22 protein-coding genes are annotated in these 26,198 nt (G+C 46.1%); 14 read left to right on the top strand and 8 right to left on the bottom strand.

The genetic code is table 11. The features are described from left to right. Positions 1–93: 93 nt before the first annotated feature. Together DF182_RS05445 and DF182_RS05440 are read right to left on the bottom strand one after the other, a co-directional pair. Positions 94–1,503: an MFS transporter gene (locus DF182_RS05445; protein ID WP_113614646.1), complete on the bottom strand. Its 1,410-nt coding sequence runs from the start codon at positions 1,501–1,503 to the stop codon at positions 94–96. Positions 1,504–1,523: 20 nt separating this feature from the next. Beyond that, on the bottom strand, positions 1,524–2,564 hold the full coding sequence (locus tag DF182_RS05440) for a bifunctional transcriptional activator/DNA repair enzyme AdaA (protein ID WP_113614645.1): 1,041 nt from the start codon (positions 2,562–2,564) through the stop codon (positions 1,524–1,526). Positions 2,565–2,822: 258 nt separating this feature from the next. On the opposite strand from DF182_RS05440, the gene DF182_RS05435 reads away from it, so the two are divergent. The 4 genes from DF182_RS05435 to DF182_RS05420 all read left to right on the top strand — a co-directional run bounded on the left by DF182_RS05435 (position 2,823) and on the right by DF182_RS05420 (position 9,239). After that, positions 2,823–3,383 carry an RNA polymerase sigma factor gene (locus DF182_RS05435; protein WP_113614644.1) on the top strand — a complete coding sequence of 187 codons (561 nt, stop codon included), beginning with the start codon at positions 2,823–2,825 and terminating at the stop codon, positions 3,381–3,383. Positions 3,384–3,469: 86 nt separating this feature from the next. Then, positions 3,470–4,522 carry a FecR family protein gene (locus DF182_RS05430; protein ID WP_113614643.1) on the top strand — a complete coding sequence of 351 codons (1,053 nt, stop codon included), beginning with the start codon at positions 3,470–3,472 and terminating at the stop codon, positions 4,520–4,522. 98 nt (positions 4,523–4,620) lie between these two features. Next, positions 4,621–7,842: a SusC/RagA family TonB-linked outer membrane protein gene (locus DF182_RS05425; protein ID WP_113614642.1), complete on the top strand. Its 3,222-nt coding sequence runs from the start codon at positions 4,621–4,623 to the stop codon at positions 7,840–7,842. An 11-nt stretch (positions 7,843–7,853) separates the two neighbouring features. Continuing rightward, on the top strand, positions 7,854–9,239 hold the full coding sequence (locus DF182_RS05420; protein ID WP_113616784.1) for a RagB/SusD family nutrient uptake outer membrane protein: 1,386 nt from the start codon (positions 7,854–7,856) through the stop codon (positions 9,237–9,239). Positions 9,240–9,340: 101 nt separating this feature from the next. Here DF182_RS05420 and DF182_RS05415 read toward each other — a convergent pair whose 3' ends face one another. The 4 genes from DF182_RS05415 to DF182_RS05400 form a co-directional block, all read right to left on the bottom strand. Next, entirely contained in the window at positions 9,341–10,309 is a 969-nt protein-coding gene (locus DF182_RS05415) for a zinc metalloprotease (protein WP_113614641.1), read from the bottom strand. A gap of 166 nt (positions 10,310–10,475) precedes the next feature. Beyond that, positions 10,476–11,387: a helix-turn-helix domain-containing protein gene (locus DF182_RS05410; protein ID WP_113614640.1), complete on the bottom strand. Its 912-nt coding sequence runs from the start codon at positions 11,385–11,387 to the stop codon at positions 10,476–10,478. 8 nt (positions 11,388–11,395) lie between these two features. After that, on the bottom strand, positions 11,396–12,283 hold the full coding sequence (locus tag DF182_RS05405; RefSeq protein WP_113614639.1) for an NmrA family NAD(P)-binding protein: 888 nt from the start codon (positions 12,281–12,283) through the stop codon (positions 11,396–11,398). A gap of 87 nt (positions 12,284–12,370) precedes the next feature. Next, entirely contained in the window at positions 12,371–13,300 is a 930-nt protein-coding gene (locus tag DF182_RS05400) for an NAD-dependent epimerase/dehydratase family protein (protein WP_113614638.1), read from the bottom strand. Between the two features lie 89 nt (positions 13,301–13,389). On the opposite strand from DF182_RS05400, the gene DF182_RS05395 reads away from it, so the two are divergent. Continuing rightward, a complete protein-coding gene (locus DF182_RS05395) occupies positions 13,390–13,752 on the top strand; it encodes a winged helix-turn-helix transcriptional regulator (protein WP_113614637.1) in 363 nt (120 codons plus the stop codon). A gap of 199 nt (positions 13,753–13,951) precedes the next feature. Further along, positions 13,952–14,719 (top strand): basic secretory family protein, encoded by a 768-nt coding sequence (locus tag DF182_RS05390; protein WP_245957379.1) that lies wholly within the window; start codon positions 13,952–13,954, stop codon positions 14,717–14,719. 154 nt (positions 14,720–14,873) lie between these two features. Here DF182_RS05390 and DF182_RS05385 read toward each other — a convergent pair whose 3' ends face one another. Continuing rightward, positions 14,874–15,743 (bottom strand): AraC family transcriptional regulator, encoded by an 870-nt coding sequence (locus DF182_RS05385; RefSeq protein WP_113616782.1) that lies wholly within the window; start codon positions 15,741–15,743, stop codon positions 14,874–14,876. A 92-nt stretch (positions 15,744–15,835) separates the two neighbouring features. Next, positions 15,836–16,249, bottom strand: a complete 414-nt coding sequence (locus DF182_RS05380) for a nuclear transport factor 2 family protein (protein WP_113614636.1) — start codon at positions 16,247–16,249, stop codon at positions 15,836–15,838. 757 nt (positions 16,250–17,006) lie between these two features. Between DF182_RS05380 and DF182_RS05375 the strand changes: the two genes are divergently transcribed. Genes DF182_RS05375 through DF182_RS05340 form a run of 8 tightly spaced genes read left to right on the top strand, consistent with a single transcriptional unit; the run spans position 17,007 to position 26,190 of the window. Then, on the top strand, positions 17,007–18,284 hold the full coding sequence (locus DF182_RS05375; RefSeq protein WP_113614635.1) for a lysine N(6)-hydroxylase/L-ornithine N(5)-oxygenase family protein: 1,278 nt from the start codon (positions 17,007–17,009) through the stop codon (positions 18,282–18,284). A gap of 34 nt (positions 18,285–18,318) precedes the next feature. Continuing rightward, a complete protein-coding gene (locus DF182_RS05370; protein ID WP_161964065.1) occupies positions 18,319–20,286 on the top strand; it encodes a class I tRNA ligase family protein in 1,968 nt (655 codons plus the stop codon). Beyond that, positions 20,271–21,335: an NAD(P)/FAD-dependent oxidoreductase gene (locus DF182_RS05365; protein ID WP_113614633.1), complete on the top strand. Its 1,065-nt coding sequence runs from the start codon at positions 20,271–20,273 to the stop codon at positions 21,333–21,335. Before DF182_RS05370 ends, DF182_RS05365 begins: the two co-directional genes overlap by 16 nt. Before the next feature lie 5 nt (positions 21,336–21,340). Then, a complete protein-coding gene (locus DF182_RS05360; protein ID WP_113614632.1) occupies positions 21,341–22,789 on the top strand; it encodes a class I adenylate-forming enzyme family protein in 1,449 nt (482 codons plus the stop codon). Positions 22,790–22,819: 30 nt separating this feature from the next. Beyond that, positions 22,820–23,734, top strand: coding sequence for an amidohydrolase family protein (locus DF182_RS05355; RefSeq protein WP_113614631.1), 915 nt, complete (start codon positions 22,820–22,822; stop codon positions 23,732–23,734). A 2-nt stretch (positions 23,735–23,736) separates the two neighbouring features. Next, positions 23,737–23,970, top strand: a complete 234-nt coding sequence (locus DF182_RS05350) for a phosphopantetheine-binding protein (protein WP_113614630.1) — start codon at positions 23,737–23,739, stop codon at positions 23,968–23,970. Positions 23,971–23,978: 8 nt separating this feature from the next. Further along, positions 23,979–24,407: a GNAT family N-acetyltransferase gene (locus DF182_RS05345; protein WP_113614629.1), complete on the top strand. Its 429-nt coding sequence runs from the start codon at positions 23,979–23,981 to the stop codon at positions 24,405–24,407. Between the two features lie 10 nt (positions 24,408–24,417). Continuing rightward, entirely contained in the window at positions 24,418–26,190 is a 1,773-nt protein-coding gene (locus DF182_RS05340; RefSeq protein WP_113614628.1) for a C45 family peptidase, read from the top strand. Positions 26,191–26,198: the final 8 nt, after the last annotated feature.

Below are 26,198 nucleotides of genomic sequence, written 5' to 3'. Positions count from 1 at the left end.
GGGAATATTATTCACTGTTGAAAGTATGGTCCAGTCATTTTGGTTATACTGTAAGTTAAGGTAGTATTATCAGAAAAAATATTTTTTTCTGAATTATTTCGTGGCTGATTTGTGAGGCAACCAGTACAACATCAGCGCTACTATGAGCAGGCAGGCCATTCCTGCAACAAGACCGTAGCGCAGGGCAGTGGCATATATCTGTGGTTGTTGTCCGGACTCCAGTACGGCAAAAAATATCCCGCCAATAATACTGATGCCCAGTCCGGATGCTGTTTGCTGAAAGGTGGAGAAGATACCTGAAGCAGCGCCGGCATCTTCCACCGGCACATTATCCAACACAATGTTCAACAGAAAAGGAAGTACCAGGCCATTGCCAAGCCCATATATCGCAATAAATAATATGGATAATAACGGGTGATGCTGACTGCTGCCAAAAAAGAGCTGCAACAGAAAAGCCAGCAGAATGATCAGCAAACCTGTTTGCAGCACCCGTTTACCATAGGTCACCAGCAACCGGGAAGCTATTACAGACGATAACATAAATAATAAAGCATGCGGAATAAAACAGGCGCCGCAGGCCAGTGCAGAGATGCCCAGGCCGTTCTGCAGGAATACCGCCATCATCAATAGGTAAGCGGTATGCAGCATAAAGTGGAAAAGCACCGCCAGCAGCCCAATATTAAACGCCGGCTGTTTAAATAATTGCAGATTAATCAGCGGCCCCTGATCAGCGGCCAGCTTTCGCTGCTGCACATATACAAATATGCCCAGGAGTACCAATGATAAAATCATCAACAGAAAACTCCATCGGGGCCAGTGTTGTTCGCGGCCTTCCGTGATGGAATAGATCAGGCAGCCCAGTGCTGCCGTGAGCACGATAGCTCCGGGATAATCAAATTGTACCTGGTCTGTTTTCTCCGTTTCCTGCAGATAACGACGGATAGCCCACATAGCGGCCACTCCCACAGGCAGGTTGATAAAAAAGATCAGTCTCCAGCCTTCAACGGCAACATGCGTCTGAGAGAGGTAACCACCCAGCATCTGCCCGATGATAGCGGCAATACTCAGTGTAATACCATACCAGCCAATAGCTTTGGCTCTTTCTGCAGCATCGGGGAACAATACCTGTATCAGGGAAATAGACTGTGTGACCATAAACGCAGAACTGACGCCCTGCAGAAAACGGGCAATGTTCAACTGAGCAGCTGTTTGACATAAGCCACATAAACAGGAGGTGAGCGTAAACCAGCCCATGCCCCAGAAGAAAACTTTCTTTTTGCCGAGATAGTCCCCAGCCCTGCCACCAGTGATCAGGAAACAGGCGCTGCCTAGTAGATAAGCGGCTATCACTAACTGGACTTCGCCATCGGTGGCATGTAGACTGCTTTTGATAGTAGGGATGGCGATGTTGATGATAAAGATGTCGATCACATATAAGAGTGGCGCGGTGAGGACAATAAGCAGCGCATACCACTTGTTGATAGTGGAAGAAGAGGATGTCATAAAGCGGTGATGTTAAAAAATCAGGAGTTGTTTTTTTCGAAGTCGAGCAGCCACTGTTTGCGCCAGATACCGCCGCCGTAGCCGGTCAGGTTACCATTGGTACCAATGATACGATGACAGGGGATGAGGATGGATATTTTGTTCATGCCGTTGGCATTGGCCACAGCTCTTACAGCATCGGGGTTTCCCAGCGTGGAGGCCTGGGTTTTATAGGTTTGGGTGGTACCGTAAGGCACCTGTTGCAGTGCCTTCCAGACAGATTGTTGAAATACGGACCCTGGTGTGTGTAAAGGTACTGTGAAGGTTTTGCGCTGTCCTTCGAAATAGTTTTTCAGCTGAGATTCCAGCGTATCGAAGTGTGGGTTGTCGCCTTGTACAATGGTCGCATTCAGTGTACGGGACAGGTACCGGAATTCTGTTTCCAGCATTTTTCTGTCGGTAAACTCGAGCAGGCAGATACCTTCTTCCACAGCACAGGCGTACATGGTGCCTAATGGTGTTTCCAGCCGTTTGAGATCGATGACCCGCTGTGCCCTGCTTTTTTTAGGAGAGACACCAAAGATGTTTTTAAAGGAATCACCAAAGCCGCTGAGGGATTCGAACCCCGCATCATAGGCAGCTTCTGTGACGGATTCACCCTGCTGTATTTTTTTAAAGGCAGAATTGATCCTGAACATACGCTGATAAGCATGAAAGGTGATACCGTGATTTTTAATAAACCAGCGTCTTATCTGATGTGGTTCTATGCCGCGTTTGATAAGGTCTGCATCTTTGTATTTGGTGCCCGGATCAGCAGACAGTTCTTGTAAGAGTTGCCGTATTGCCGGAGGTGTCTGGTTGAGTTTTTCCAGCGGGTGGCATACTTTACAAGGCCGGTAACCTTTCAGTATACACGCTTTGGAGGTTGGGAAAAATTCAATGTTTTCCGGTTTGGGCTTTCGCGCATGACAGGAGGGGCGGCAGAAAATGCCGGTTGTTTTTACGGCGGTAAAAAACACTCCTTCAAAAGTGGCGTCCTTTTCGATGGAAGCCTTATACATCCGGTCAAAGCTCAGTTCCATGGTCAGTTGTTTTAATTACTGCTGCAAAAGTATTTATACGCTGTCCGGCAGACAACCGGAAAATTGACAAGTATTTTTAACTGTGATAATACTGATGTTTTTGATAATACTGATAGGGGGAGATGTTTTAACGGGCACAACAAGAAGATAGTTACTTACTGATAATTATTATTTAATGTCATCCAGTCGCTATTTTATGGGTTCGATTGTACTTTTGTTTGTCGGGAAATTCTATCGTAAAGTAAAATAGGCACAACTTTGACTTCCTTTCTGAACTCAGCTGATGTGAAAGCTTTTGATATGATCTATGATCAGTATCATCATGCCGTTTTTAGGAACATCTGCCGGTTGGTAGAGCAGCACGACATTGCAGAAGATATTCTTCAGGAAGTATTTATGAGTTTCTGGAACAGCCGGCATGAGCTGGACCTGTCACAGGGAGCGGGCAATTGGTTGTTTGTGGTCAGCTATAATAAATCATTACAGTATTTAAAAAAGGCAGCCGCTGAAAAATCGAAACTGGTTGCTTATCCATCTATTCTGGATACTATGGAAGATGATAACCCCGATCTTCGGGAAGCCCGGCTGACATTGATTAGCGAGGCTATAGAGAATCTTCCTCCCCGCAAAAAGGAAGTGTTTCAGTTATGCAGGCTGGAAGGTAAAACAGCCAGTGAAGCCTCCGACATCCTGGGTATCTCCCATCATACCGTAAAAGAATATCTGCAGGCTTCTGTTAAATCTATACGCACCTACATCGCCTCCAGCCAGCGCACAGTACCGGTTTGGGGCGCACTCTTTCTGACTGTGTACCTGTAATAAGCCTATCTTTTTTTGTTAACAATTCCGTAACCTACCTCTTACCCCTCTTTTTTCCGGCATCTTACTTTTTATATTCGAAAGATATGAAACACATCATCGCACTGATACAGAAAATGAAAGACCGAAAAGCAAAGGCGGCCGATGTGACACGTCCGGAAACTACGGCGGAGTGGGGCGGAGAGGGGATGTTGCAGCAATGGCTGCGGAAGGAATTTGATCGGACTGTGGACAGTGGTGAGCAGGTATTGACACCGGAGAAGACCGCTTCTATATTAAAGCAGCTGCATCACAAAATGGAGGAGCAGGAACGGCAGCAGGAGCCTGTACAGCGTTTACGCGTCTCCGGTAGTATATATCGGAGGATGTTGCCGCAGGTTGCTGCTGTTGCAGGCCTGATCATGCTGGTGGGGCTGGGTACAATTTATTACAGTCAACTGCAAAGAAAAAGACATCATCCAATAGCAGCGGCACAACATGTGAAATTCATCCGTAATACTACCGGAAAAACCGTGAAGATCAGCTTGCCGGAAGGATCTCAGGTGACGATGGAGCCAGCAGCTACCTTGTCGTTTTCGGAGAATGCTGCACGGGATATTACGTTGCAGGGTAAGGCTGTGTTCAGTGTACAGGCTGATGAACATCATCCGTTTACTGTTTATGCCGGCAATATTATCACCACAGCATTAGGCACGGTGTTCACCGTAGATGCGCAAACACCGCAGCAGGTAATCGTGAAACTGGAAACGGGGAAAGTATTGGTGAGAACAAAAGACGGGACCGCTAAAGAAGATATTTGTTTATTGCCTGGTGAAGCGTTTCAATTTGATCCTTCCCGGCATATCTATTCGGTAACAAAGGCGAATGCCGGTGACGATCATTCTTCTAAAACAACTGTTACAAAACATGCGGTGCTGATGGCATTTAATAATGCACCGTTATATACAGTACTCAATAAATTACAGACGGCTTTCGGAGTGAGTATCCATTATGAGCACAGCGATGTTGACGGAGCGTATTTCACCGGACAGGTGATGAAAACAGATTCATTGCGTAATATTCTGGAGGTCATATGCCAGTTGAATAACCTGGAGTTAATACCCGGAGAGGGAAATATGTCAATCAGAAAAGTCAGATAAAAATTATCCATCTACAATAAAAATAATGCTTTCAGCATCTGCAATTGTGCAGGTGGCGGGCTTTCTATTCTTAAACTATAATTAATACCTGTCAAAAAATGATCAGACTATTAAAAAGGTACATCTGTGTACTTTTAGTATTAATCTGTGCCTTGCACGCTCATTCACAGGATCCAGGCTTCGCTGTAACCATTAAGGGCAGCGTTATGAGTGAAGACGGGCAGCCGTTGCCCGGCGTGTCTGTAATGGTGAAACAGCGCAATGGCAATGGTAGGATAAACACTGTAACAGACGAAAAAGGTTTTTTCAGACTGGAAGCAATGAAACCCGGTTCGTTGTATGATTTTACATTCAGTTTTGTAGGATATGAAAACAATTCATTAAACGGGTTTCAGGTTAAAGATGGTAACGGTAATCTGTTGCTGATCCGGATGAAAGAAGCCAGCAAAGGGTTGAGTGAACTGATAGTAGTGGGTTATGGTACCCGTACAAAAAAGGAGCTGACAGGCGCTGTATCTTCCCTGCGTTCATCTGACCTGAAACAACAGGCAGTGACCTCTTTTGACGAGGCGCTGGCTGGCAAGATGGCCGGTATCCAGGTGATGCAAACCAATGGAGCACCGGGTGGTAACGTATCTATTCGCGTACGTGGTATCGGTTCTATCAGTGCCGGCAACAATCCTTTGTTTGTAATAGATGGCGTACCTATTACCAACGATACCCGTAGCGCTTCTCCCGGTGTAAATAGTTATCAGCAGCCGTTTAATCCGCTGGCATCTATCAATGTGAATGATATTGCTTCCATTGACGTGCTGAAAGATGCGGCTTCCGCTGCCATCTATGGTTCCAGAGGATCTAACGGCGTAGTACTGATCCGCACCAAAAAAGGGGTAGCCGGTAAAATGACTGTCAGCTATGATGGTAGCTATGGTCTGCAGAATGTAAATAAACATGTAGATGTGCTGGATGCCTATGATTACGCAAAGCTCGTATACGAAGGGCATAACAATGCCTACTTCGATGCTGTGCCTACCGGTAAGCCCACTGATCCCAACAGCATCCGGCCAAAGAACCCATCCACCTGGATTCCGCCGCAAATACTTCCCTATCTGGAAAATAAACCGGGACTTACCAATACCGACTGGCAGAAAGAAATTTTCAGACAGGCGCCCATGCAAAGCCACACCATCAGCATGACCGGCGGAAGTCCCAATCTTTCCTATTATTTTTCCGCCAACTATTTTAACCAGGATGGTATTGTGATCAACAACAACTACAAGCGTTATTCCAGCCGTTTCCGTGTTGATGGCAACTCCGGTAAGTTCCGCTTTGGCGTGAATATGACACCGTCCTATACTGATAACCGGGTGGTAAATGCCGAAGGGCCCTGGTTTGCACCCAACTCCGGTGTGATCGCCCTCGCGCTGGGTTATGCACCTATTTTCCCGGTACGTAATCCGGATGGCACTTTCGCAGACTCTGTAAACGTATGGGGTTATGGACAAACCAATCAGCTTAACCCTGTTGCAGTAGCTTCCCTGGTAAAAGACCGGATCAAAAATTTCCGTCTAACGGCTAACGCCTATATGGAATATGAATTTATCCGTAACCTGAAATACAGGATCTCTGCCGGTACAGACCTGAACAGCTTCCGCAGGGATTATTACCGGCCTTCCAATTTACCACTGCCCTCCGGTACACTGCCTTCTGTAGCCACAGGCTTCTCCAATACGGATATGTATACCAACTGGCTGACAGAGCATACCCTTACCTACAATACCACTTTCGGTAAACACAAACTGGATGCCCTCGCAGGATTTACAGTACAGAAGGAAAACCAGGAACACAATACCCTTACTGCCAATAATTTTCCTACCGATATCATCACCACGCTGAACGCAGGCCAGGTAAATGCAGGCAGCTCCAACCTTGAACAATGGAGCCTTAATTCCTGGTTGGGCAGGGCTCAATACAGTTACGCCGACAAATATTTTCTGACAGCATCCATCAGACGTGACGGTTCATCCCGTTTCGGTATCAACCGCAAATGGGCTTCCTTCCCCGCTATATCAGGCGCCTGGCAGGTTTCCAACGAACCTTTTTTCCGTAAAGTAAAACATATCAGTTCTCTGAAGATCAGGAGCAGCTACGGTCTTACCGGCAACTTCCAGATCCCGAACTACGGATCACTGGCACAGATGAGCAATACAAACAGTAACTACATTCTGGGCAACAGCACATTGGTAAACGGCGTATCCATCACCAGTCCGGCTAATCCCAATCTCACCTGGGAAAGTATGGCCAGCTTTGATCTGGGGCTGGAACTGGGTTTGTTTGATGAGATGCTGAACTTCACCATCGATTATTATAACGCAAACACCACCAAACTGCTGCTTAATCTCCCTGTTCCTGGTGCATCCGGTTTCAGTACCTACCTGCAGAATGTAGGAGCCGTAAACAATAAAGGAATTGAAATATCACTGTCGTACAACAAAAAGATCGGAAAAGACTGGCAGCTGGAAGGAAATGCAAACATTGCCTTTAACACCAATAAGGTAACCAGGCTGGGACCTTCCGGTGCTCCTATCATTGCTACAGGTGGTACCGGTAATACTTACTTTATCACCAAGATCGGTGAAACCATCGGCTCTTATTATCTCTATGTAACAGATGGTATTTACCGCGATCAGCGGGACCTGGACACCTCCGCCAAAACCAGCAACCCTACTCGCATAGGTGACCTGAAATTTAAAGATGTGAATGGTGATGGCAAGATAGATGCTAACGACAGGGCCGTTGTAGGCAGTTTCCAGCCAAAGTATATCTTCGGCTTCAGCAATACTGTCCGCTATAAAAACCTGGACCTGAGCATTTCCATTCAGGGTAGTCAGGGTAATAAGATCCTCAACCTCTTCAGACGTTACATCGCCAATGTGGAAGGCAACTTCAACAACCTGAGCGAGGTAAAAGACCACTACGTTTCTCCGGAAAATCCGGGCAACGGGCTGGTAAACCGCGCCAACAGGCTAGCTACAGGTGGCAATGGTATCACTTCTTCCTGGCATGTGGAAGACGGATCCTATATCAGGGTGAGAAATATTGCACTCGGCTATAACTTTCCGGCAGCACTGCTTGGCCGCACAGGCATATCCTCCGCAAGGATTTATGGCGCTGTTCAGAATCCGTTCACTTTCTCCAAATATTCCTTATTCAACCCTGAGATCAGCAACCGCACGGAAAATGCGCTTACTGCCGGAGAAGACTATGGCTCCTACCCATTGGCACGTACTTACATGATTGGTCTTAACGTCACCTTTTAATGCAGCAAACCATGAAAAAATATAATTGCTATCTCCTGTTACTGATATTGATTTTTACCTCCTGTAATAAAGAATTTCTGGACCTTAATCCGGTTTCTACCATAGCGCCCGGTCAGTTCTTTAAAACCGCAGACGATGCCATTACGGCTGTTAATGCTTGTTATGCCTCACTTGCCCAGGGCAGCCAGTATGGCGCTACCTTTCAGGTACTGATGGAAGCCAGGGCAGATAATTTTACAGACCAGGATCCGTCTTCCAACTCAGGACAGAACTATCAGATCAACCGTTATTCAGATAACTCCGGTAACACTAACTTTTATAATGCCTGGGTAGGCGTATATAACGGTGTTTTCCGGTGTAATACGCTGCTGGCTGCTTTGGACGGTATTCAAATGGATGAAACACTGAAGAACCGTATCAGGGGAGAGGCTCGTTTTATCAGAGCATTGGCATACTTTAACCTGGTAAGGTTATGGGGAGCAGTGCCATTGCTGACTACAGCAGTAGATCCTGTTAATGCGAGCAACCTGAAGCGGGATAATGTAGCAGCTATCTATGCGCAGGTAGAAGCGGACCTTGTATTTGCAGCCGCCAATTTACCGGCCACCTATGCTTCGACTGAAACAGGGCGCGTTACCAGCGGGGCAGCCAAAGGCTTGCTGGGAAAGGTATATCTCTATCAGAAAAAATATGCTCCTGCTCAAACAGTGTTACAGGATGTTGTTAACAGTAACGTATACACGCTATTGCCTAAAGTGGCAGATGTATTCAGTACTACTAACAAGTATAATGCAGAAATATTGTTTGCGGTACGTTATGCCAAGGGAGTGGCTAATCAGAGCCATGGTTTCTGGTATGCCAATTCACAAACGATCACGGTAGATACCACACTGCAGAAAGCATATGATGATGCTGACCAGCGCAAGCCGTTGTCGGAATCGGTGAAGCCAGCAGGTAATGCTAACATGATGCCGCGCAAGTTTGTAGATGATCCGGTGAATGGCCAGGCCGGTAATGACTTTCCGGTATTGCGTTTGGCAGATGTGTTGCTCATGCAGGCGGAAGTGTTGAATGAGCTGGGATACAGTACTACCGGTAATGCCTATACTTACCTGAACATGGTACGTACCCGTGCGGGGCTGTCTTCGCTGACAGCTGCTGATCTGCCGGACCAGGCCAGCTTCCGTAATGAGGTATATAAACAACGCCGGCTGGAGCTGCCATTTGAATGTGACCGCTGGTTCGACCTGATACGCACCGGCCGCGTTGTTTCGGAGATACTGGCCAACAAAAAGGTTAACCTGCCTGCTTTTCGTTTGCTCTATCCTATACCACAGCAGGAGATAGATATCATGAATAACAAAGCGACCTTCCCGCAGAACCCGGGATATGATTGATGAAACTGTTGAGACTTTAAATCCAAGCGGGTGCCTTTTTGTGAAGGCACCCGCTTTTGTTTGTGAATACGATGGCTGGTGATCTCTCCCCTTTGTTTTAATTAGTGTGCAAAGCCGTTACGACCGCCGCCAGTCAGGAAAGTGGCTAGCATCCTGGTTTTCTGGCCTTTGGTGAACATAGCCATGCAGGCATCGTCTGAATAGTCCATGTAGTTCATGGTCATTTCAATTGGTGTGCCGGTGCAGGTGCTGCGATGCGGGTAGGTAGGGCAACCGAAGTTGGCTGCATCATGTAATGGAGTATCGTCTACCAGGTCGTTGCCGCAGGTGGCATCGCCCCAGATATGGCGAAGATTAAGCCAGTGGCCTATTTCGTGGGTGGCTGTACGGCCTACGTTAAACGGACTGGCAGCAGTACCGATGGTACCAAAGCAGTCATAGGCAATCACAACACCATCAGTGGCAGCAGGACCACCAGGGAATTGGGCATAACCAATCACTCCGCCGGTCATGGCGCCTACTACCCAGAGGTTGAGTACAGAGTCCGGAGTGGTAGGATTGATACCACCTTGCGCACTCTTCTTCATGGCGTCGTTGGTGCCCCAGGAAGTTTTGGTAGTGGATTTACGCACTACGTTTTTCAGCGAGAAGCGAATACCTACAGATGCTCTCAGGGAATCAAAAATTGGGGGCACAGTATACAGGGTGTTATAGTCTGCATTGAGCGCATCTATCTGTGACTGGATCTGCGCCTGGGACACGTTTTGTGCTGCTGTTCTGTAAAGTACGTTCACTACTACAGGGATTTCTATTGTTCCATTCGGTAGCAGTCTGTATAGTGATTTGTTTTTCTGTACATCGGCCGTCAGCTGTTCTATCCTGGCCATGCGTCCTGCCAGGGAAGGATCGGCCAGCAAACTTTGCTGCAGTACATCATACGATGCGCAACGGCGTTCTTTTATTGCTGCTACTTCAGGTACAGGATTTTGCTCAATGATTTGGTTGTCTTTTCTGGTACAGCCGGAGATGGCCATAGTAGCCAGAAAAAGGAATAGTGCTTTTTTTTTCATGATAATGAGGGTTTAGGTTTTTGGGAGTATTATCTATAGGGAGAGGTTGTAGGGGAGAGATGGTTGATTGGTTTTTTATGGATAATGAATAACAGATTTTACCCGATAAAAATAATGGAAAGCACTGCGGGAGGAATACAGGACAAAGGTGTGTCTGTTGTAATGTTCAGTTGAATGACTGCCGGAACTCCAGCGGTGAAAGGCTGGTTTTGGCTTTGAACAACTTGCTGAATGACTGGGGATGTTCAAAACCCAGCTCATAAGCGATTTCACTGACGGATAGGTTTGTAGTAGACAGTTTTTCCTTCGCCTTTTCTATCAGTGTATCATGAATATGTTGCTGGGTACTTTTGCCGGTCAATACCTTGAGTAGTCCACTTAAATAATTAGGTGATACGTTTAAGGTATCTGCAATGTACTGAACAGTAGGGAGGCCATTTGTCAGCAGTTCATCACTGTTGAAATAGCTGGTGAGCAAGGTTTCCAGCCGGTCGAGAATTTTATGATGGGGGATTTGCCGGGTGAGAAACTGACGATGATAGAACCGCTCTGAATAGGTGAAGAGTAGTTCAAGCTGGGCAATGATTACAGGCTGGCTGAACTGATCGATGTTGGAATGGTATTCCCGCTCTATGTTTTGCAGGATTGTTGTAATGGTGGTTTCTTCTTTCTCTGACAGATGCAGGGCTTCATTAGCAGCATAGCTGAAATATTCGTATCGTTTGATCGTTTTGGCCAGTGGCGTATTCCAGAGAAAATCGGGATGGATGAGTAACAGCCATCCCGTATGTTTAAAATCATCATCTGCCTCAATGGAAAATACCTGGTTGGGCGCAACAAAAAAAAGTACTCCTTCATTAAAATCATATTGCTGCTGCCCATACTTCATTTTACCATTAAAATTCCGTTTCAGCGCTACCGCATAAAAATCCTGTGTAATATTTTGGGGATCATCCGGCCGTTTTTGAATTGTTTCAAAATTGATTACACTCACCAAAGGATGTTCAGGTTTGGGTAAATGCCTGAACTGATGGTATTCACTGATGGTTTTAATCCTGTATGGTTGTGTATCTGCCATATGATGATTTAATTGTTGGTGTTGAAGGCGGCTGCAAACTCTGCTGCAAAATCTTCCAGTTTCACTTTACCCATTACGGCAGGCGGGTTCTGGTAATAATCTTCTGCCAGTATCCCGCTGTGAAGGGCTGCATTTAATTCTACCAGGAGGCTGGCTATCAGCGGAGGTACGCCATTCGCTTCGAGACCTGTTTGCATCTGCTCACCCGGAATGATATTCCATTGCAGGTGGGGCTGACCAATAGCCTTGCCTAAAATAGCGGCCACTTCGTTGCAGCTGCGTTCGTCGCTGGCAATATACCGTATTTTAGGGCCATGAGGCCTGATAATTTCTTCGGCCACCGCTTCAGCAATATCTGCCGGAGAAACCCATAAAACCTTGTCTGTGCCGCCATAGTTGGCAGCCATAAAGCCCATCTTTTTTATCATGCCTGCAAATGTGTGCAAATTATAATAAAAAGCAGCGGGACGCATATGCGTGACAGCCACGTCTGGCAGCTCGTTCAGCATTTGTTCTACATAGTGGGAGCCCAGGATGATCCCGGTACCTTTGTTGAGATGAGCACCAAAACTGCTGAGGAGAACGACGCGTTTTACGCCAGTCGTTCCAATGGCTTGTGCATAGTTTTTTCCGATTTTTCGGTAGTAGGCGATGAGGTCATTTTCTGCAAAATTGGATGGTGTCATACAATACACTGCATCTGCACCGGTAAAGGTGTTGACAAGAAAATTCACATCTTCCAGTTGTCCGATAGCCGCGGTAGCACCCAGGGATGTTATTTCATCCTGTTTTTTTCCATTACTGCTGATAACGGTTACATCATGTCCTTTTTCTATGAGTTGTTTGGTCAGTGGCTTACTGATATTTCCCAGCGAGCCTGTTACGATGATTTTCATGTTTGGATCTTTTTATTGCTGCAAAGTTCTGTTGCAATAAAGAGAAGGATGAAGCCAATTCTATGTTTGTTGTAGCCGGATCTGCGTTTACTGTACAGCAAGACTTTCCACCGTGAATTGCACTGCTTCGCGATTGCTGGTAGGAGTGTAGTTAAACCTGTTATTAAATTTAGTACTGTCAAAATAATAATCCCGGTCGTATTGATAAAGCATTTCATGTGTTTCCCGGATAATGGAATCTGACAGCCCTATTGCTGCAATGGCGTCATGAGACAAGACTTCAATTTGATGGGGTTTATTTAATGCGGTGGCAAATAGCTCTGTCCATTGTCTGCCGGTTAGCCCTTCTGTAGCGACTGGTAAATTCCATATCTGATTGAAGGTATTGTCGTGGTTGCCTAACATGGCAGTGCCAATGGCGAGGTCTCTTGTAAGCCCGCTGGAATGAATAACGTCTGCATTGCATAACCATTTAGCGGGAGTGTGCTGTATCAGACTATCATAAATCAGCCCCATCATCAGACTCTTGTGTTTAACAGGCCCGAAAAAATCAGGAGCTCTTGCAATAATAGCTTCTATATTGCCTTTTTCAACATTTTCGATAATTAGCTGATCCACCTTTGCCCGTACGGCTCCTTTTCTGCTGACAGGGCTCACAGGGGAGGTTTCGGTGATATGATTAACATGGTTGCCTCCAATGGCGTATACATTGTCGAAGAAAACGAGCCTGGTTTTATGACGGATACATGAAGCTATTACCCGTTGCATGAAAGCGTACCATTTAGCCTCCCATACCGCGATATCATAGTCGAAGCCTATGGTAACGTAACAGGTTTCGCTGCCTTCAATGGCCTTATCTAGCTGATGTGTTTCATTCAAATCGGCCGGAAACAGTATATCTGTGTCGTTGATTTTCTGAGGATTCCGGCTAACCAGCCGGATATCATGGGTATATACGTTCAGTGCTTTGGTTAGTTCCACGCCTATTGCTCCGCCGGAGCCTAAAATTGTTTGCATGTTATTCTGTAATTTTATTGCAAAAATCAGTCAGCTCATTGTTCCGGACAATAACGAACAAAATTGTGAGCCATAAAAACGGAGATGTCATGCGTAAGGAAAATTCCAGCAATGCTATCAACAGGCAGTTCCTTTCTGAATCCTGTATATTAAATGCAGCCGTGGATGCATTCAGCGGGCGTTGGATTCCTCAGATCATTTACTCAATTTCAGAGGGATTGAATCGTTTTCATTTATTGAAGAATGAATTGCCCAATATTTCGGAGCAGGTACTAGGTAGAAAACTGAAGGAGTTGGAGAAGGAGGGTATTATTATTAAAGAAGTAATTCCGGATACTGTTCCGGTGGGAGTTTGTTATATTCTTACCGGGAAGGGGAAAGATTTACTGCCGATATTTGTCAGTATATGTGAATGGGGAAAAAAATATGTGGTGGAAAATGAGATGAGTTGATTATCAGGGTACACTGCAAAATCGATATAGTCAGGTATTGCAGCCGATGACATAAAACTGCGTTTTTCTTTGTTCTTCTTACAGATCTATCTCAAAAAAATGTCAGTTTTAGATAAATGTTGTGGGAAAATAGAAGTGATTTCTTTATCTTACATAAGATCGACTGATTTATCAGCCCCCTATAGAACCCAACATCCACATGAAATATCCATTGAAGGATTGCATCATTCCCATTGTTGCATGTACGCTGTTATTCTGTTCCTGCAGCAAATCCGCCCTCGTATCTCCTGATCCGCAAAACAATCCGGCTAATATGCCCGGAGGAAAACAAACCAGTGTAAGCGCTGCTGCCACCACACCTGTAGGTACTGTTATCTATACCAGCAACGGCTATACGCTTACCTTCACCAACAACGATGCTACCTTTGACGATGCCGTGCGTCAAAGATTGGTAAACACCTTCTTTACTGTTTATCCAAAAATGCTAAATCGATTTTATCCTGGCGCGACAAAAAAAGTAACTTTCCTCATTGATCCCAATTACAATGGGGTGGCTTACACCTCCGGTGACCAGAGCGTTTACAGCCCGGCCTGGTTTCGCAGCCATCCGGAAGATATAGATGTGGTAACCCATGAGGTAATGCATATCGTTCAGGCATATACGGGCGGAACGCCAGGATGGCTGACAGAAGGTATTGCCGATTATGCCCGTTATAAATATGGTGTCAACAACGGCCCTGCAGGATGGTCGCTGCCCAACTGGTCGTCTTCTCAAAAATACACAGATGCCTATCGTGTTACTGCCCGTTTCCTCGTATGGCTCGAAAACCATGTACGCAGCACTATTGCAGATGACCTTAACACCGCGTTACGAAACAAAACCTATACGGCCAATACCTGGAACCAGCTCACCGGTAAATCTGTAGATCAGCTATGGACGGACTATTCCAATAATCCGGCATTATAATATTTCAACTTATAATAGTGTTGCTAATTATTCTCTAACCAGGGGAATGATGAAACAGTCGATCAACTTTTCCGGCAATACTATTTCTTACCGGTTACCGGCAACCTGCACGGGTTGCCAGGTGGCCGGTATTCCCGTTTCTGCAAGGTAAAACCTATATATTCTTCCTGAAGCTTTCGGGGGAGAGTCCTGTCTGATTCTTAAAAAACTTACAGAAATAGGAATTGTCTTTAAAATTCAGGCTGTAGGCAATCTCCGTTACGGTCATATCCAGGTGGATCAACATGCGCTTTGCTTCCAGCACAATCCTGTTCCTGATCATATCTCCGGCGGATGTGCCTAACAGCTCCTGGCAAATATTATTAAGATGGCCAGGGGTGATACATAGTATTTCAGCATAATATTTGGGCAGTCGCTGTTGGAGATATTCTTTTTCTATCAGCTTTTCGAAATTACGCAGCACAGTATAATTATGATGGGTGGCCGCTTTCACCGTGTCATCCTGATGAGTGGCTTTAGCCATCAGCAGAAAAAACGTTAGTAACAGCACCCGCAGCGTATCTGTACGGTATTTACCTGTGTCCTCTGCCTCGTTAACGGCCTTTTCCAGTATATCAATGGCCTGCTGGCGGTAGTGGTCGGGGATATCTATTGCTGAAAGAGCGGCATTACCGCTGAAAAATGGGAACTGTTCGAGATACTGGCTATCTAATAGAAAGGATTTAAAAAAAGAAGCCGAAAAATTAATGACATAACCATCTGTTTCTCCTTCAAAATTCCAGCCATGGACCTGACTGGGGGCCATGAAATAAACATGATAAGGGCGTATCGTAAATTGCTCGAAATCGATCGAATGGGTACCGCCACCTTTGGTGAAAAAAACAATATGGTAGAAATCATGCCGGTGTGGGAAATGCAGCTTCCGCATGGCCTGGAGGTAGGGCGCAAATCGTTTTACAATGACGTCTTCTTCCTGAGAATAAGAAAATTTGCATATATCGTAAACCGGAAACTCCTTTTTCATTATATATGAATGCCCGGATTGGCGGGCATCCTGCGGTAAAGATACAGTATATTGTAATGGGCCGGTTTTAGCACGGCCCATTACAATATCTTTTACAATATCCTGCGCTCCGATTCCTGTATGGGCACATCGTTGATGCTGGCATATCGTTTTTGCATATAGCCGTTTTCATCAAATTCCCAGTTTTCATTGCCATAAGCCCGGAACCATTGCCCATGATCGTCATGGTACTCATATTCAAAACGAACGGCGATACGGTTGTCTGTAAAAGCCCACAGCTCCTTTTTTAGTTTATAGGCATGTTCCTTTTCCCATTTGGCGGTCAGGAATTGTACGATCTCTTCGCGGCCATTAATAAAGGAGGAGCGGTTGCGCCATTCGCTGTCTATGGTATAGGCCAATGATACTTTCACCGGGTCCTGGGTATTCCAGGCGTCTTCTGCCATCTGTACCTTTTGTTGTGCTGTTGCTGCAGTGAACGGGGGTAATGGGTGTCTTTGTTCCATGATATCAATAGTTTATACTGATTTACTGACCCAAAGATAGCAGCGGATATCCGTCGTGTTACGGTGGTTTTTATGGATGGTACGGTAAAAATTGAAAACGATACTCAGCTTGAAGATACAGGCTGTTTCTTTCCTGTTATAATTCCGGTTGCAGTCATTCGTTGTAGCTTTCCTTATTATAATGTCCTGATTCCATTATTGCTGCTATTTGTAAAGTTGATACCGGAAAACCAATAAACTATGCTATAAATCTTACCGGATTTTTCCCGTAAAAATTATATAGATGATATAATCACGATTCATAGTTCTGCTACAATTATAATCTGTTATGATTTAATAAATTAACAGTTTGTGTGCTGCTCGTATGATGGCACAGAGACTGTTTTTTGTTTCTTGAAAACCGTTTCAGCAGCGCTTTTCGCCGCAGTAATACTGCGTGGAAACGGGGGCTGGTGGCTCACCGCAAATATGCTGCAGACAGTCACAATAACTTTATCTCACATCTGATAAACAGGTGATTGATAACATGTATATAACAGGTTAGTTTTGCCAACAATAAATAGGAATACTGCTGGAGACAACATGTTTGAAGATGCCTGGCAGTGTTTATTCCCAAAATCAGTATTAAATCTATTGGAGAGAAATATGCTAGAATCAGGTAATTGACCCCCAGTTAACATAGAACCTACAATTTTTTATTTGCAAAGCGTCAGACATTTTGTTCCCTGAAGATGTTGACCTGTAAAAATAATTTCCTATGCTTGTGTATGACGTATTAGGCGTGGGTATTGGCCCATCAAATCTTAGTTTGTCTGCCTTATTGTATCCACAGAATGAGATCAGCTCTTTATTCCTTGATAAAAAGTTTTCTTTCGCGTGGCACAATGGAATGCTGATGCCTGAAGCGGGACTACAGGTTTCTTTCCTGAAAGATCTGGTTACCCTGGTAGACCCCACCAACCCTTTTTCTTTTCTGAATTTTCTGAAAGAAGAAGGACGTCTGTACAGGCATTCCATGACAAGATTTCCTTCTATTAAGAGGAAGGAGTTTAACCAGTACTACAACTGGGCCATCAGTAAAATGGCTAACCTGCGTTTCGGCTGTGATGTGGTAGATGTAACATTTTTACAAGATAGATTTTTGCTGAATTCTACCAGTGGTATGTTTGCCGCAAAGCACCTGGTGGTGGGAGTTGGGCTGGTACCCTATATCCCTGATTTTATGAAAACACATCTCAGCAATGAAGTGTTTCATTCTTCTGAATATCTGCAGCGTAAAGATATTGTAGCTAATAAGCGTGTAGCCGTTATCGGTGGTGGTCAAAGCGGTGCTGAGATCGTCAATAACCTGCTGAATGAAAGCAGTGGAGACGGGCCTTTGTCTATTAACTGGATCACGCGCAGATATAATTATCTGCCTATCGATGATACTTCTTTCACCAATGAATTGTATACGCCGGCGTACAGCGAGTTCTTTTTTAAGCTGCCGCTGAATATAAAAGATAAGTTACTGGACTATCAGAAACTCACCTCAGACGGCATCAGTCAGGATACCCTGCAAAACATTTATAATAAGCTGTATGAGATGGAGGTGATAGAGAACAGGCCGCGCATGTGTCATCTGAGCCCGGGTATGGAAGTGAAGGAAGTGGCGGTGAACGGCTCTTCCCGGCGGATTACCTGTGTGTCTATGCAAAAGGATGTCACCGTGCTGGATGCTGATATTATTATTCTGGCTACAGGTTATCAACATAAGATACCGGCGTTCATGAAAAACATACAGGGTGAATTCAGGAATGGTGATCAGATAGTGTCCATGAACGAAGATTTCTCTATCCGCTGGGATGGCCCGGCGGGGCATAAAATATTTATTCAGAACGGTAACAAAAGGATATGGGGTGTGCCCAATCCCAATCTGAGCCTGAATGCCTGGAGGTCTGCCAAGATTGTTAACTCACTGCTCAATACAGAGCGGTATCTACTGAAGAAAGAGAGCTCTGTGTTTGCATGGCCGGCCAGCAATGAATACTGCTGAATACCCTATTGAACCAGATAAAATATTTTGTTTCATGCGCATATTTGGATCTCCACAGGTAAGGAGAAAATATTTACTGATCCCTGCAATGCCTACACCCAATGGCAGATTACACCTCGGACATATGGGTGGTCCGTTTCTTAAAATGGACATACTGGCAAGGCTATACCGCAGAAATGGCCATCAGGCTGAAGTGATGTCTGCATCGGATGTGTATGAATCGTATACCCTGATGAAATCTTTCCGGACTCACCTGCCGGTGAAAACGGTGTGCAACGATTTTCATGAGCTGATCGTAAAAGATCTCTCCGCCATGATGGTGGAGTGCAGCCACTATTTTAATCCGTTGGAAGAAACTTTTCGTACTACCGTTGACGATACCTACCGGGATACCCTGGAGAAAATTACTGCTGCAGGTGCTGTGGTGAAGAGAACTGAAAAAGTATTATACAGCCCTTCTGCTGATAAATATATCGTGGGCACCTGGCTGAAAGGCAAATGCCCGCATTGCCACAGCGATGCCGGTAGCTATCTGTGTGAAGCCTGTGGGATGCAGTTTAATCCGGAAGATGTACTGGAACCTGCTGCTGTTACCGGAGAAACAGACCTGGAAGAAGTGACCGTAGATTCTTTTTTTCTGAAGATAACACAACCCGAAGCGCTGATTGCACATATACAAAAGATGGGCGTACCGGATATTAATCTGGAGATCGTGCAGCGTTACCTGACACATTATAACAATGAAGTGAGGCTGACTAATCCTGGTAAGTGGGGCGTGAAATGGCAGGATGATATATGGCGTGGAGAAAACTACAATGTCGTTTTCCCCTATAGCGGTTTACTTTCCCTGTCAAGGGTTTGCGGCGGGCTGTATCCTGGAGGGCAGCATCCGTTCAGCAAAGATTCGGATGTGATCACTATCGCCAGCTTTGGCATTGACAGCACTATTCCCTGGTTTGCAGGCGTGCTGGGGAGTTGTCTGGCTACAGATGAACTGAAGCCTTTCGATTATTTCCTGACCAATCATTTTTACAGATTGGAAGGTTCGAAATTCTCTACCAGCAGGTTGCATGCCATATGGGCCGCAGATATTGTTAATAAAACCAAAGCATCTGTAGATGCTGTCAGATACTATCTCACAAAGAACAATCCGGAGTTTGAAGAGAAGGATTTTTTTGTGCAGGATTTTATATCGCTCAATAATCATTTTCTGGTTGAACGCCTGAACAACCAGATAGAAAAATGCTGGCATTATCTGGAGCCAGCGGAAGTGCAGCCTATATCGGATAGTTTGTTGCGTGCGCTGGAGGCAGCGCTGGAAACACAATCCGCTTATCTGGAACCTCCCCGGCAGCAACTGGCTGAAAGCCTCACTGTATTTGATAGCTGGGTGAAACGCCTTACTGATAAAAACATCTGGAAGCAGCAGCCTTACTGGGCTTTGAAAAGTATTGCACTACTGGCTTATCCGGTGATGCCGAAGATGAGCCAGGCGCTGTGGACAGCTTTGTCTGCTGCCGGGGCACCTTCACTGGAGGGATTTTTGGCGATCGAGCCTGTTGTGAAGAATGCGTCCTTGCCCCGCTTCTTTGAAGTGCTGACGTATGAAGACCTGCTGCCTTGTCTGCCTGCCACTTTAACACAGGCTACAACCCAGTCTCAGACATCATCTAAGATCCTGCTCGATTTTATGGAACCCGAGGTCGAAGCAGGTATCATGGAAGTAAGGGAAGTGAATCTGATCAATAACGATGAACGTATTGCGCCATTTAAAGCGTCTCGTTTCGAAGTATATCCTGGTCAGCAATCACCTTTAGACATACACGAAGTAAGGGAGTGCTGGTTTGTTTCACAGGGAAAGGGAGAGGTGATTTACAATGGTACTGAAGTAGTGCCGGTGTCATCAGGAGATGTGCTCTACTTCGAATCGAATCAGTCGCACCAGGTAACCAACACCGGTGAGGACCAACTGATAATATTTTCTGTATGGTGGAAGGAATAGATGATAGCATCCTGTACGACCTGGTGATAGTGGGTGGCGGATATGCAGGCGCCTGGCTAAGTTATTTCGCTGCCAGGGAATGTCCGGACTGGAACGTGTTGTTGCTGGACCGCAAGAATTTGGGCAGTGGTGCTTCGTATTATTCCGCGGACCTGGATTTTCCGAATAATGCAACGCCAACGCATAAACGTCTTTCCAGCGAAAGCAGGGCATTGATCGCAGCAGCGCAGGCTGGGATACCGGACCTGCCTATAGCAGGACTGCCGGCTTTTGCTATAGGAGATACTGACACCCAACTGGCACAGCTGGCAGAAAGTGAAGGTGGTGTCCCTGTTGAGGAGGAGATGTACGTTTCCGGCTTCCGGTTCAGAAAGGCTTATCAATGGCAGCGTAAAGGTGTCCGTGCTCAACGAGCCGTCGATAAAACCACCATCAGTAAACTGATGGGGCAGGCTATGCAGAATACCAGTGTTTTTGTGAACCACCAAACGGAGGTGACCAATATCATGGCTGGTCCGGCAGGTAACGAAGTGTTTTACAGTAACAAGAGTGTACAGGCCCGGTATGTGATTACGGCTGTGGGGCCCTGGATATTGCAGGCGCCATGGATCAATGAAGATATACATGCAGCGGTACGGATCAAAAAAGTGGTAGCCTTTGAGCTGCGGCTGCCGCCGGCTCCGGACGATACGCTGATCTATATGGTGAATGAAGGCGCTTTCCTGTTGCCTCAACCGGAAGCAGGGCAGTGGCTCTTCAGTATCACCAGTACAGAATGGGATTGCAGGCCGGTGACCGGAGAGTTGAAGATCAGTGCAGATGATAGAGCCACGGCACAACGTATACTTGGCAAATACGTTCCGGAGTTGTTGCCTTTCCTGTCAGACGGACGTGTATTCTGTGATGCCTATCCGGTTTGCGGGCATCCGGGAGTATTTAAACTGAATGAAGAAGGTACACACCTTTTCGCCGGCGGCGGCTCCGGATCAGGATTCCGGCTGTCACCAGCCATTGCATATGAAGCCATACAAACAATCAAAAACCGATAATAAAGATGAATGGATTGAATAAAAACGCATTGATAGATGTCAGCAGCGGAACCGCTGTCACTTACCAGATGCTGTTTAATGCGGCAGAGGGTCTCGCAACTATGTTTGCTGGCCTGGGAGTGCGGAAGGGTGGTGTGGTGATGGTGCATTGCAGGGAAAGACTGCATCAGGCACTGTACGTACTCGCTGGTTTGCATTTGCCCTATGTTATCAATCCGGTCAACCCCGAATATACAACGGAGCAACTGCGGAGAGTAATCGTTCATGCAGAACCAGCACTGATCATCACAGATATGCGGGAGTTATTGCCCACGACAAATATTAATGTGATCTCCGCGGATGCTGAGCGGCACTGCTCTGGCAAGGTATCTCCGCAGGTGCGCCGGTATGAGGTGAACGGCAGTCTGCTGATCTATACTTCCGGTACCACCGGCAATCCCAAAGGGGTACTGCTTTCTCCGGGAAACATCACGAAAAATACCACGGAAGCTATACTGGCGTTCGGATACAATCCGCAATCTGTTTCTGCGAGTCTGCTACCCATGTTTCATACATTTACGCTGATCAGCGACCTGATACCGGTGCTCCGTGAAGGCGGCACCTGTATTGTCTGCCCGACATTCAGTGCTGCTGTTTGCGCCGGCATACAACAGGAATTGATCCGGTACCGGGTACACACTTTCAGTGCGGTACCGGTGATCTTTCAGGCTATTACCAGCCTGTTTGATACTTCACAAACATCTTCCCTGCGATTCGTTATTTCCGGCGGTGCGCCGCTGGGTGAAAATGTTCGTTTAGCCTATAGCGTGAGATTCGGTCATCCTATAATCCCCTGTTATGGTCTGGGAGAGGTGACCTGTTTTGCTACCATCTCTCCGCTGGATGGTATCAGGGCCAGATCTGCGGGCAAGCCTGCCGGTGTGACCATCTGTATCGTAGGTGCAGACAATGGCAACGACTACCTGCCTGTCGGAGAAACCGGAGAGATTGTGATCAAAGGTGCCAGTGTAATCAGCAACGGATATTTCAGAGATGAGCGTACTTGTTATAACATCCATGGTGATTTTTTAACCGGTGATATCGGTCATCTTGATAAAGATGGTTATCTGTTTATTACCGGCAGAAAAAAGAATATGATCATCCGCGGCGGTACAAAAATTTATCTGGAAGACGTAGATCGCTGTATGGAAGGGAGTTCCGGCGTCAGGCACTGTGTAAGCATCTCGCTGGTGAAATCAGGAGAGCAGGACAAATCATTGTGTTTTATTGTACTGAAAGATGAAGCGCAGCTGAGCCGGGAGGAAGTGAGGGCAAGAGTACAATCGGTACTGTCTTCGTTGCATATTCCTGATGAGATTTATTTTGTGGATACCATCCCGATGACCAAAACGGGTAAACCCCTGATAGACCAGCTCCTGCAGCTACGGGAAAACGAAGTAGCCCACAAGCGTTAATTGTTATCACTACTTATAACCATCACCGTAATGACGATCGACTGTCATACCCATATTGCCTCCGCCCGCGTTATCCCTGCACCTTTTGTGAAAGGGATAGGCGATAATATTTATGCCAATGCAGTAGCAACACAGGAAAATATAAAAGCGGAGAACATCAATATGCTGCTGAGCCGTCTGATGTCGTTTGACGAAGACTGTGAGTTGTTGCTCGCAGAGATGGATAAAGCAGGTATTGAAAAATCGGTGTTGCTGATTGTAGATTTCAGCATCACTTTCCCGGATGTGGCAGAAGACCTGGAAACATTATACGCCCTGCATAAACGTATACTAGACCGTTATCCTGGCAGGTTTGAAGTATTTGCTGGTATTGATCCCCGCAGAAAAACGGGTGGCCTGGAGCTGTTCGAGAAATCAGTGCGGGACTGGGGATTCAAAGGGCTTAAACTATATCCGCCCTGCGGTTATTCACCCAGCGATGAACGGCTCTATCCCTACTATGAGATCTGCGCGGCTTACGATATACCAGTGTTGCTGCATACAGGGCCTACCAGCCCAAGCATGTCTTTTGCTTTCTCTGCGCCGGAACTGATCAACGATGCGGCCCACCAGTTTCCTACCGTAAACTTCATCCTGGCACATGCCGCTTTTATGATGCATGAACAGGCAGCCATCCTGGCGGAATACAGGCCCAATATATATCTGGACGTATCCGGGTTTACGAATGCACTGCGCATGGAACGATTTGAAACCATATTATCAGAACACAAAAAGAGAGGCATCATACATAAAATATTGTTCGGTACCGACTGGCCCATACATAAGTTGAGCGGCAGCCAGCAAACACTGGTAGAGCTGTTCCGCAACGCTGCCGGCAACATACTGAACGAATCCGAAATGAAACTGGTGATGGGAGAAAACTTTAACCGACTGCTAAAAATGTAATCATGGAACAGTTATTTACAATACTGGCAAAATACGCTTACGCCGACGGCCCTACGAAGGAGATAACGCTGGAAAGCCCTATCAACACACTTGGGATAGACTCACTGAAGTTTTTGCTACTGTTGATAGATCTCGAAGCGAGTGGCCTCATGAGACCCCTGCAGCCCGGTGTACTCAGTGATATCAAAACAGTGGGTGATCTGGCTAATCTCTGTAAAAAAGAAGATAAAAAATAAACAACACTATGGATATAACATTGAAACTACTGACGACTGATGATGAAATCAGGTCATTCTTCAAAGTGATGAAAGAGCTGCGTGGTCATCTGAAGGAAGAGGAATTTCTGGATAATATCCGGGAACAGGAGCAGCTGGCTGATTTCAGGCTGTTGGGCATTTATACCGACGGAGAGCCGGAAGGCGTAGCCGGATTCAGGATCAGTAAATGCCTGGCATGGGGCAAGTTTCTTTATGTAGATGATCTGGTAACCCTGCCTGTAGAGCGCTCTAAAGGACATGGTAAAAGGATGATGGACTGGCTGATTGATTATGCCCGTCAGCAGGGATGTGCACGATTTGAGCTGGACTCAGGTGTACAACGCTTCGGGGCCCACCGGTTCTATCTGCGCGAGCGCATGGAAATATCCTGTCATCATTTCTCATTGATTCTATGACCCATGTTTTATGAAAGAAAATGAAACAGCCGGTTCCTGGACAAGCAGGGCCGTTCATAATACTGCCGGATTCAGGTCCACAGAAGATATTATCAGTGCCTTTGAACACGACGGCTATGAGGTGATTAAAATAGTGGAATATGAAGGCGTCCGTGGCTTCATGGCGAAAAGCAAAACTGCTTTTAACTATGAAACCGGTGAACGCAAACTCAGCTACTATGTAGAAGGCACTTCTTTTCAGATGGGGTATCTGATGGGATTGCTGGCGCCTCAAACCGTGGAACGGATGGCTGTTGACTATGTGTACAATTTCATTCCCTGTATGCTGAAGCCGGATGGAGACCCTGAAAAATTCAGGCTGCTCTGGAAAGTGCTGTGGTGCTTTATTTCACTGGCTACCCGCTGGCTTCGTAGAAAATATCCGAAGGATATCCCTGCTATGTATGCAGAAGAAATGAAAGGGCTGGTGGCTGGCTGTAAAAAAGCTACCAATGGCAACACAAAAGTCACTTTCAATAAACTGTGGAATTTAAATACCTCCTTCGATCTGATATTAAGTCTGACCTACACCAATTTCGGTATGTCAGAACTGGAGCGTTATGTTAAAAAGCGGCTGCCCTGGTTTAATCGTACCATGATGATGATGCCAGCCTTCTGCAATGGTTTTTCGGCATTCGGAGCGGCTACTGCCAGCGGTAATGCGCATTACTTTGGCCGCGACTTTATGCTTAGCACCGGCAATGTGCTGGAGTTTACAGCGGCCATGATCATCTACAATCCTGTTGAATCATTCGACGGACATAAGGCTGTTCCGTTTGTAAGTATGGCTGCTCCTGGTTTTGTAGGCTCGCTTGCGGCCATGAATAACCATGGTATCGGTATGGGCGTGAATACAGTGCCTGCGGCCAACTGTGCGCCCTGCCGTCCGGGGATCAATTCCGTGCTGCTGGTGCGTCATTGTGCGCAATATTCACAAAGCGCGCAGGAAGCGGTGGCGATCACAACAGAGAGTCAGCGCGGCGTATCCTGGCTGTATATTGTTGCCGACGGTACTGCGGATAAGGCCGTCGTGATAGAATGTGGCAAAAAGGAAATTCACACCGACTACCTCAGCTACATTCCGGACAACCTGAAAAAACTACTGCCGGACCAGGCTTTTCTGAAAGCACACCCGTCTGATATCCCGCAGCAAATGGGACTTATGCAGCGATGGAATGACTATCGTTATCCACAGGCATATATGTCTTTCAACAAACCACTGTTTGAACATTTCAACAAACCATATACTGACTGGCAGTTTTCGGAGAAAGGTTATGTAGATAAAAAAGTGACCGATACCGGTTGTCCTTTTACCTATTATTTTTCACCACAAAGAGAAGATAAAAAAGATCTGCTGCTGGTCACCAATATGTACATCATTCCGGAGATCCGGCTGGCGATGATGAATGCTTCCACTGTCAAAAAGGCCAATCCTGCACAGGCCATCAAGATCGCGAAGACTACCTATGACGACGTACAGTGGCGATACGATGTACTGAACGACGAATTGCTAAACGCATACGGTCATATTGATCTGGCTGCCGCAAAGGATATTATCAGTTTCCTGCGGCCTGACGGAAAATATCCGGACTATACAGAGAAAAACCCTACCAGCAGCGATGGTAAGGTGAGAACTATCCAGGGGACTATTTCACTTTGTGATCTTAAAAATAAGGTGATGGAAAGTCATTACGGTTATTATGCTGATGCCTGGCTGAAACTGACATTGCCCCAATATTTATAAATAATGCT

The organism is Chitinophaga flava, assembly GCF_003308995.1.
In the GTDB taxonomy this organism is placed as follows: Bacteria; Bacteroidota; Bacteroidia; order Chitinophagales; family Chitinophagaceae; genus Chitinophaga; species Chitinophaga flava.
Note: the sequence above shows the minus strand (reverse complement) of the source record. Positions and strands in the feature narration are given on the sequence as shown.